This window comes from Klebsiella sp., assembly GCF_027492335.1.
Taxonomy (GTDB): Bacteria; Pseudomonadota; Gammaproteobacteria; order Enterobacterales; family Enterobacteriaceae; genus Klebsiella; species Klebsiella huaxiensis.
This window is the reverse complement of record NZ_JAPUEW010000032.1, coordinates 84,478-92,690: the sequence shown is the minus strand read 5'-3', so window position 1 is coordinate 92,690 and position 8,213 is coordinate 84,478. Positions and strand designations below refer to the sequence as shown.

The following is an 8,213-nucleotide window of genomic DNA, read 5'->3' as shown; positions in this document are numbered from 1 at the left end:
CAACCTGGGATAACGCTCCAGCCACCGTTTTGCCGCCACACGTTGCCTGAAAATAATTTCCCTATTTCCCTGATAGAAAAATGGTCACGAATATTCAAATCTACCTGATGATAAAAATATTACCTGCACTGTGGTTGCCTGGACAACACCCTCACCTTACGTTAATTCAGGCGGTAATTGATTGGCTCAACATCAACTTGTATGATGTTCGGCAACGAAAATTCTACTCCAGTAAAGGTGGCCAGATGCTTGATTTAAAGCTAAGAGAAATTAACGATAGCCTGTCCACCAAAGAGCGCCTGGTCGCTGATTATATTCTGGCGAATAAACCGTTGCTGAAGAGCATGAGCATTCAGTCCCTGGCAAAGGCTAACGATGTGAGCACGACAACCATACTGCGCCTTTGTCATAAACTCGGTTATCAGGGCTTCAGCGATCTCAAAATTGACCTGATTACCTCTTCAGGTAGCCACAATCACGAAAAGATTTTGCAGGAAGACATCAATCTTGATGATTCTATCGAGAGCGTAAACCATAAAATTCAGCTGATTGAAAAGTCATCTATTGACGAGACCCACGCTATCGTTAACGTCGAGCAACTCGACCAGGCGATTAAGCTCATCCGGAAAAGCAATAAGATCGTTATTTATGGTGCCGGCAGCAGCGGACTGGTAGGAAGAGAACTGGAGTATCAGCTGATCAAAATAAAAAAGGACGTCAGTTGTCATCCTGATTACAGCATCCAGTACAGCATCGTAAACACGCTCGATGAACATGATCTGGTGATTATCATCTCCCACTCTGGTGAAAATCTCGAAGGGGTTAAGTTGCTAACCATGGCGCAACAACTGGGCGTCCCATCAATAGCCATCACCAAAATGGGTCAAAGTCGCATCTCGGGTCTCGCCACGATTCTTCTGCATACCATCACTAGTGAGAGCGTGTCGCGACTGATCCCCATCCGTTCGAAAATGTCGCAGCTCTCGGTCATTAATATGCTGGTAACGAACCTCTTTGTTCAGCAATACGATGATCGGCTGCTGAAACAAGCCCAAAACCGCGCCCAGCGTTTCTACAACCAGAATCACAAATCCTGATAGATACCGCGCTATAGCTCCTTTCCCTCGCCATGTTGCGATGTCGTAAACGCAATACGGCGATGAATACCTGAAGAGTGATCACCCTCGCAGAATGAATAAATGGGCTTTTGCCCTGTGTATTCGCGCATCTGAAAGTAATAGTATTACTAACATTAAAGAAAAACTTAGTAATAATGTAACTCATAAATCAGATCGGGAGAAAACATGCAAACTGAGGTTCCTGTCATTCTGGTCAGTCACGGCCCCTTTGCTCAGGGCGCACTCTCATGCGCGGAGATGCTCATTGGTGAACAGCACAATATTGCTGTTGTATCACTGCAACCTGAGAGCAACATCAACGACGTTCGCGCCACCCTGCTTGAAACCTACCAGGCGGTCAATAAGGGAAACGGTGTCGTTATTCTCGTTGACATGATGGGGGGCTCACCCTGCAACTTAGCCAGTGAGCTATTTCTCACTTACGACGATATCTTACTGTTTTGTGGGTTCAATATCCCGACGCTGCTGGAGGTCCTCAGCAACCGCGATTTGCCGCTCAAGGAGATTGGCGAAATTATCGAAGAAGTTTTTCCGGGTAGCTGTTTTAACGTCGGGAAGACGTTACAGGCAGAATGCACACAATCAACCGATCTGTAGGAGAAATTATTATGCCTATTAATCTTGCAAGAATTGACGACCGCCTTATTCATGGACAGGTTATTACCACTTGGGTAAAGAACCATGATATCGAACAAGTGCTGATCATCAACGACAAAGTTGCCGCCGATAAAATTCAACAGTCTGTTTTAACGATGTCAGCTCCGCCAGAATTAAAAGTACAAGTATTCGGCGTACAGAAATTTATTGAAATCTTGCAAAAGACGGAAATAAAAAGACGCACAATGCTGCTGTTTACCAACAGTATTGACGTCAATACATTGGTGGAAAACGGAATAAAAATCGAAAAACTTAACGTCGGGGGAATGCGAATGCAAGAAGGCCGAAGAACACTCTCCCGCGCCGTCTCCGTGACGCCAGAAGAAGAACAGGCATTTAAATCCATTATCGCCCGAAATATTCCCGTGGAAATACAGATGGTACCGAAAGATCCCGTGGTGGATCTACGGACGTTAATTTAGCACCAGCGTGAACGACGACTTTAAATAACCAGGGATAACGCTATGTTAATTGAAGCTATTCTCGTCGCCATCTGGGCAGGTATCTGCTCGCTGGACGACGTCGGGCCGCAGATGCTGCGACGCCCGCTACTGACGGGAACCGTCGCCGGCATTATTATGGGCGACATGGTTCAGGGATTGGCAATCGGTGCCACGCTGGAACTGATGTGGATGGGAATTGGCAACGTCGGCGCGTATTCAGCACCTGACGTTATCGCCGGGTCCATCATCGGTGTCGCATTGGGTATTTCTTCTAAGGGTGGTATCGCCGCAGGCATCGCCCTCGCCGTTCCGGTTTCCATACTCTGCCAGCAGCTTCTCATTGTCTGGCGTTCTTTCGCCAGCTTCCTGAACGTCTGGGCGGAGAAATCCATCCAGAATGGTGACTATAGCAAACTTATCAAAATCCACTATTTCTCCACCCCGATGTGGTTTTTGATCCGCGCCGTCCCCTGCTTCCTGGCCGTCTATTTTGGCGGAGACCTGGTTGGGCGGATTCTGGCCGCTATCCCGGAAAGCATTCTGACCGGAATGGGTGTCGCCGCCAAAATGATCCCCGCGATCGGCGTATGTATCCTGCTTTTAATGCTGTTAAAAGGCCGGATGTGGTTCTTCTTCCTGCTCGGCTTCATGCTCACGACTTACCTTAAGTTGCCAATTATTCCTATCACCTTTATCGCTCTGGCCTTTGCCGTGCTTTATGACATGGCCTACAGCAATGGTAATAAAGCCGCAAATCCACCGACGGAAAAAGAAAAACAGCCCGATACCGAGACTGAAGAAGGATATGACCTATGAGCGACATTGCCTCTTATCGCGTGGTTGACACCTCAACCCAGGACAAAAAGCTGACAAAGCAGGACCTTAACCGCATTTTCTGGAATATCCAGTCAATGTCATTCTCTTTTAACTATGAGAAGTTACAGACCATCGGTTTTGCTCACTGCATGATCCCGGTTCTCGAGCGGCTCTATGCCGATGCCGATCAGGCCACGCGCATTAAAGCCATGAAGCGCCATCTGGAGTTTTACAACTCGCAGGTGAATACCGGTGCGCTGATCATGGGCGTTACCGCCGCACTCGAAGAAAAAACCACTGAAGAGGAAAAAGAAGCCGTTGTTTCGGTAAAAGCCGGGCTTATGGGACCCCTTGCTGGTTTGGGCGACAGCTTGCTAAAATTTACCTGGTTACCGATCTGCGGCAGTATTGGTGCGGCGTTTGCGCTCCAGGGAAATATTATCGGCCCTATTCTGATGTTTCTTCTGTTTAACATCGTCAACGTCGGCTCAAAGTATTTCTTTATCCACTACGGTTACAATAAAGGCGTCGATTTAATCGAACAGTCGAAAAACTCAAATATTATTCAGCGTATTTCCAACGTTGCCAACGTGGTCGGCGTCATGGTACTGGGCTCACTAATAGCCACCACGGTGAAAGTGTCAACGCCGCTGGTGATCGCTGTAGGTGAACAGTCGATCAAAGTGCAAGAGATGTTCGACAAAGTTATTCCCAATCTGCTCACTCTGCTATTTGCTCTGGGTATCTTTTTCCTGGTCAAAAAGTTTAAAGGTAAACATACCGTCGCTCTTATCGTCGGCATGATGGTTATTGGGGTGATCTTCTCGACATTGGGAATCTTAAATTAAAGGGATTAAGCATGAATGAAATATTGCAGTTTTCAGTTATTCGCAAAAATCTGACGCAGCTTGAAGTTCGCCTCTCACCATCGCTGGACAACGCCGCACTTTACTGGACGCGGGAAAATAATGTCAACGCAACGGATCGCCAACTTATTACCGACTGTGCTGTCGACGCGGTGTATTTGGATGACCCTTTGCAGGCAGAGCAACGTATCTATTTTATTCTTGAGCATGCGGGAAAATCCTGGCTGTTTGCCGAAAGAACCCTACCGGTATTCGGCATCAATAATTTCAGGGACATGGGAGGTTATATCGGCGCGGAGGGGAAAAGGGTTAAATGGGGCATGTTCTACCGCTCCAACCATTTGCACAATCTGCACCCTCAGGCCCGGACCTATCTGGAAGGCTTGCACGTTAAAACTATTATCGATTACCGCAGTGCCAATGAAATCGCTAAGAGCCCCAATTGCTCTATTGGTGAACATCAAACTTTTCACCTGGATGCTACAGCGCAAACCGCTGAGTTAGCCGCCCAGTTTGCCGCTGAACCGAGTAATGAGGATCGTGCCCTGATAGAAAGTGTGATAAGCGATATCCCTGGTGAATTAATTAATGGTCAGGGAGGCCAGGTTATTGAGCAGTATCGTAATTTCGTGGTCAGTGAGAAGTCAAAAAATGCTTTTAAGGCAATGGTTAATGTGCTGCTTGACCCCGGTAATACGCCGAATATTCAGCACTGTCGCGGTGGCAAGGATCGCACCGGCTATGGTGCCCTGCTGATTCTCTCCATGCTGGGCGTTTCTGAGCAGGACATTATTGCCGACTATATGCTCACCGGCGCTAACCGCCTGGAGCGCAACAACGTGAAAATGGCCGCCTATCGGCAGATTACCGATAATCAGGATGTTCTCGATTATTTACTTACGCTGATCGATACCCGCGAAGTGTTTATTGTTGAAGCACTGAATGCCATGAAGGCCATGTCCGGCAGTGTTAATAATTATATTAAAACTGAGCTGGGTTTTAGCGATGCTGACTTTAAAACAATGCAGGGAAATTATTTAGAATAAGTCCATCACGCGCTGATTGAAAATATAGGTATAAGTAAGCCTCCAGCGCCAGCATGGAGGCTTCTCTTTAGAACTCAATGCGGCCGCCGAAATTATAACGCCGCCCTTCGAGCATCGACGTTTGCCGATATGACGTGGTGTAAATCGGATTCACATTAAATAGATTGTAGATACCGCTCATCAGCGTAACGTGCTTATTCAGGTGATAACGCGCACCTAAATCAACCAGCGCATAGGCCTCTGTTGAACTGGATTTGCCAATATCCGGCGAATTGCTACGCCAGCTCGCCTTGGTCCACAGTTCCAGATCGTTCGTCGTATTCCAGGTTAGTGATACGTTGGCCATGCTGCTTGGGAAATCGCTCAGCGCATAACCCTTATAGTCACCGCTTTTCTGCTCACTGTGCGTATAGGTGTAGTTCACGTTGGCTTTCAACGCGGCGGTGGCCTGCCAGTCGCCGTTTAGCTCCAGACCATAAATCTCCGCATCACCCACGTTAATGTATTGCGACACGGTGTCAGCGGTATAGCCATTGTATTGACACTGCTGGGTAGCAGAGGAAGTACAGATGGTGTGATCGCTGATTTTGTCCTTGAATTTGGTATGGAAGATGGTGGCATCCAGCGCCAGCGCATCTTTCTGCCAGTACACGCCCAGTTCGGTGTTGATACTCTGTTCCGGCTTCAGGTCATCATTACCAATACCGATTTCAGAATAGGGATAAGCACCATAGACGCTGGTAAAACCGGCATTATTCTGACGCAGGTCCGGCTTCTTATAACCCGCGGAAACACCCCCTTTCAGCGCCCAGGCCTCATCGATAGTCCAGTTACCGTACAGCTTCGGCGTCACGTGATAGCCAAAATAACTATCATGATCCAGACGCGCCGAGGTCGTCAGCGTGAAGTCCGGCACAATCATCCACGCGTCTTCCGCAAATACCGCCCAACCGTGGCGGGTGATCTTGCTGACCGGGGTTACGCCAGGTGCCTGTTTGTCTTCTATGCCGAAGGTGTCATTCAGTTCATTGCGCGTAAAGTTCACGCCCAGCGTTAACTTGTGATCGGCCAGCGTAAAGGTGTTCGCACTATTGGCTTCGAAGTTATTCTGCTTAATAAACTGCGAATCCATGCCGGGCACGCGATACTCCGTGCGGGCTTTCTCGTAGCTGATAAAGTTCTTCACTTCTATGAGGTCATCGCCGTACCAGGCGTGCTGTGAAAGTGAGGCCGCATCGCGGTCAAAGCCCCAGTACCACTGCTTATCGTTATGGGTTTTCTCCTGATTGCCTTTGGAGGCGTTCAGATCCCAAAGCTGAGTATCGGTGGGCGACATAGAAATCGTTGCATCCAGATTCCCTGCCTGATGTTTAACAAAACGTTCTTTGGTCGGACTATCATCATCGCGGCGGTCAAGATAATCCGCCCCTACGCTCACCCCGAGCTTGCCCGGGATCACCGGCCCCATAAAGAAAGCGTTGGTCTGGTTGGTATTACCGTATTCGCTTTTCTCCTGCAGGAAGTAATTATCCTCCAGCACTCCCGTCCATTTATCGAGGTTGTAAGCCTTCTTGGTGATGACGTTAACCACGCCGCCGATGGAGTCCGAACCATACAGCGAAGACATCGGCCCGCGAATCACCTCAACCCGTTCGATAGCGGCCAGCGGCGGCATAAAGGCCGCCTCAGTCCCGATATGGTGTCCGTAAGGCCGGGATTCGCGGGTAGACTGCTTGATGCCGTTGACCATAAACGAGGTATACGACGAATCCATACCGCGCATCTGCACATCGCCGGTTGCCAGGCTGCCGTGACCGTTACCCACCAGCACACCCGGCATTTCACGGATGGCTTCCGTCACGTTCTGATTCGAACGGGTATTCAGCGCTTTCTCATCGAGCACCGAGATCGTCGCGGGTGCCTCGCGTCTCTCCTGGCTGAATCCGGTGGCGGTCACCACCATCTGCTCTTCGTTGATAGGCGTGCTGTCTGCTGCGTAAACGGTCGCTGACAGATTGGCGAAGGCGAGCGCAATCGCCACGTCCATGCGTGTCTTAATCGTCACAAAAAAGTCCTTAGAATTTGGTTAGATCAATCTTGAGAACGTAGTCAGCCTGGTCGGTTTTTTCGTCCTGCTTGACGCTGGCATAAAGCGTTCTGCCATCCGCAGAAAGCACCAGGCTGTTGGGCATGGCCGCCGTTTTGATAGTGTGTTTGACACCGTTGGTTTTCGCGTCAATCACGCTAATCGAGCGATCGTTGCGATGGGTAACGTAGATCTCATTGCGTGCGGCGTTATACAGCACCGCGATCGAGTTAGGTGTGGCAATACGCTGAACCAGCTTGCCGGAGTCCAGTTGCACCACCAGCACATCGCGGGTATTGGTATCAGCGATGTACCCGACTCCCGCAGCGCTATTCAGGGCGATGTTCAGGAAATAATGCTCAGTTTCAGCTGGATCAACCTTCACGCGGGAAAGCAGTTTCGATGTTTTGCCATCAAGGGTAACCAGCTCCCCATTACCGGTGACCACATAAACTTTCTCACCCGCGGCATCCACAGCAAAACCCACCGGCTCGATTTTGCCGATCGTTTCCAGCAACTGTTGTTTACGCGTATCGACGACCCAAAGCAGGCCTTTGTCTTTACGTCCAATCCCGGAAACATACAGGCGCTGATTCTGCTTATCGAGCACGACTTCACGAACGTGAGCCTTTTTATCAGGATCCGAATCATCGCTTAGCTGAATAGTTTTAATCACTTTGTTGGTCAGCGTATCCAGAAGCGTGACTGAACCGTCCATGGCGTTACCCAAATACAGGATATGATTTTCTTCATCCAGAGAGAGCGCAAAGGTACGCCGCTCGGTGGCTATCTTCTCATTAATCTGCAAGGAGTCGGCGGCCAGGCGAAATACCACGCCGGCCGTTTTATCTTTCTCAAAGGAGGGTGCCGAGGCGGCAAAGATCGTCTTCTGACCGTTATCATAGGCCAGCTCATAAACCCCATGACCCAATGGCTGTGAGCGGAAATCCTTCTCGCTGAAATCCTTTGCCGATGCAGAGAGAACATGAAGAGAAAGCGAAACGGCCAGCGCGCAGAGCGTGGCTCTCTTTACAGATGCAGTAGACATGTAATTTTTCTTTACAGTAGTTTACGGAATGCAAACAATAATGAAAACGAATATCATTTGCAATTGAGAGATCCTCCATATTCCCTACCAAATTTTGTGTTGTAATCAAAGC

At 49.0% G+C, this 8,213-nt stretch carries 8 protein-coding genes; 6 read left to right on the top strand and 2 right to left on the bottom strand.

Going from position 1 to position 8,213, the window contains the following annotated elements; all coding sequences use genetic code 11:
- Window positions 1–80 precede the first annotated feature (80 nt).
- From QVF11_RS09825 to QVF11_RS09800, 6 genes are all read left to right on the top strand, one after another.
- Complete coding sequence (locus QVF11_RS09825; RefSeq protein ID WP_287856614.1) at window positions 81–1,097, top strand: MurR/RpiR family transcriptional regulator; 1,017 nt, start codon at window positions 81–83, stop codon at window positions 1,095–1,097.
- Window positions 1,098–1,304: 207 nt separating this feature from the next.
- Window positions 1,305–1,736, top strand: a complete 432-nt coding sequence (locus tag QVF11_RS09820; RefSeq protein WP_112214919.1) for a PTS sugar transporter subunit IIA — start codon at window positions 1,305–1,307, stop codon at window positions 1,734–1,736.
- A gap of 11 nt (window positions 1,737–1,747) precedes the next feature.
- Window positions 1,748–2,218 (top strand): PTS system mannose/fructose/N-acetylgalactosamine-transporter subunit IIB, encoded by a 471-nt coding sequence (locus QVF11_RS09815; protein WP_110274616.1) that lies wholly within the window; start codon window positions 1,748–1,750, stop codon window positions 2,216–2,218.
- A 42-nt stretch (window positions 2,219–2,260) separates the two neighbouring features.
- The gene (locus QVF11_RS09810; RefSeq protein ID WP_287856611.1) at window positions 2,261–3,055 is read left to right on the top strand and encodes a PTS mannose/fructose/sorbose/N-acetylgalactosamine transporter subunit IIC; all 795 of its coding nucleotides are present in this window, start codon (window positions 2,261–2,263) and stop codon (window positions 3,053–3,055) included.
- Complete coding sequence (locus QVF11_RS09805) at window positions 3,052–3,903, top strand: PTS system mannose/fructose/sorbose family transporter subunit IID (protein WP_110274618.1); 852 nt, start codon at window positions 3,052–3,054, stop codon at window positions 3,901–3,903. Before QVF11_RS09810 ends, QVF11_RS09805 begins: the two co-directional genes overlap by 4 nt.
- A gap of 11 nt (window positions 3,904–3,914) precedes the next feature.
- Entirely contained in the window at window positions 3,915–4,967 is a 1,053-nt protein-coding gene (locus QVF11_RS09800) for a tyrosine-protein phosphatase (RefSeq protein ID WP_287856609.1), read from the top strand.
- Window positions 4,968–5,034: 67 nt separating this feature from the next.
- Here QVF11_RS09800 and QVF11_RS09795 read toward each other — a convergent pair whose 3' ends face one another.
- On the bottom strand, window positions 5,035–7,014 hold the full coding sequence (locus tag QVF11_RS09795; RefSeq protein WP_462660476.1) for a TonB-dependent receptor domain-containing protein: 1,980 nt from the start codon (window positions 7,012–7,014) through the stop codon (window positions 5,035–5,037).
- A gap of 28 nt (window positions 7,015–7,042) precedes the next feature.
- Window positions 7,043–8,101: a 7-bladed beta-propeller protein YncE gene (yncE, locus tag QVF11_RS09790; protein ID WP_112214925.1), complete on the bottom strand. Its 1,059-nt coding sequence runs from the start codon at window positions 8,099–8,101 to the stop codon at window positions 7,043–7,045.
- Between the last annotated feature and the right edge of the window lie 112 nt (window positions 8,102–8,213).

Excerpts from the sequence above, each read along its gene's own strand:
- QVF11_RS09825 (WP_287856614.1), top strand. The coding sequence starts at position 81 with ATGGTCACGAATATTCAAATCTACCTGATGATAAAAATATTACCTGCA.
- QVF11_RS09800 (WP_287856609.1), top strand. The coding sequence starts at position 3,915 with ATGAATGAAATATTGCAGTTTTCAGTTATTCGCAAAAATCTGACGCAG.
- QVF11_RS09820 (WP_112214919.1), top strand. The coding sequence starts at position 1,305 with ATGCAAACTGAGGTTCCTGTCATTCTGGTCAGTCACGGCCCCTTTGCT.
- QVF11_RS09795 (WP_462660476.1), bottom strand. The coding sequence starts at position 7,014 with ATGGACGTGGCGATTGCGCTCGCCTTCGCCAATCTGTCAGCGACCGTT.
- QVF11_RS09815 (WP_110274616.1), top strand. The coding sequence starts at position 1,748 with ATGCCTATTAATCTTGCAAGAATTGACGACCGCCTTATTCATGGACAG.
- QVF11_RS09810 (WP_287856611.1), top strand. The coding sequence starts at position 2,261 with ATGTTAATTGAAGCTATTCTCGTCGCCATCTGGGCAGGTATCTGCTCG.
- yncE (WP_112214925.1), bottom strand. The coding sequence starts at position 8,101 with ATGTCTACTGCATCTGTAAAGAGAGCCACGCTCTGCGCGCTGGCCGTT.
- QVF11_RS09805 (WP_110274618.1), top strand. The coding sequence starts at position 3,052 with ATGAGCGACATTGCCTCTTATCGCGTGGTTGACACCTCAACCCAGGAC.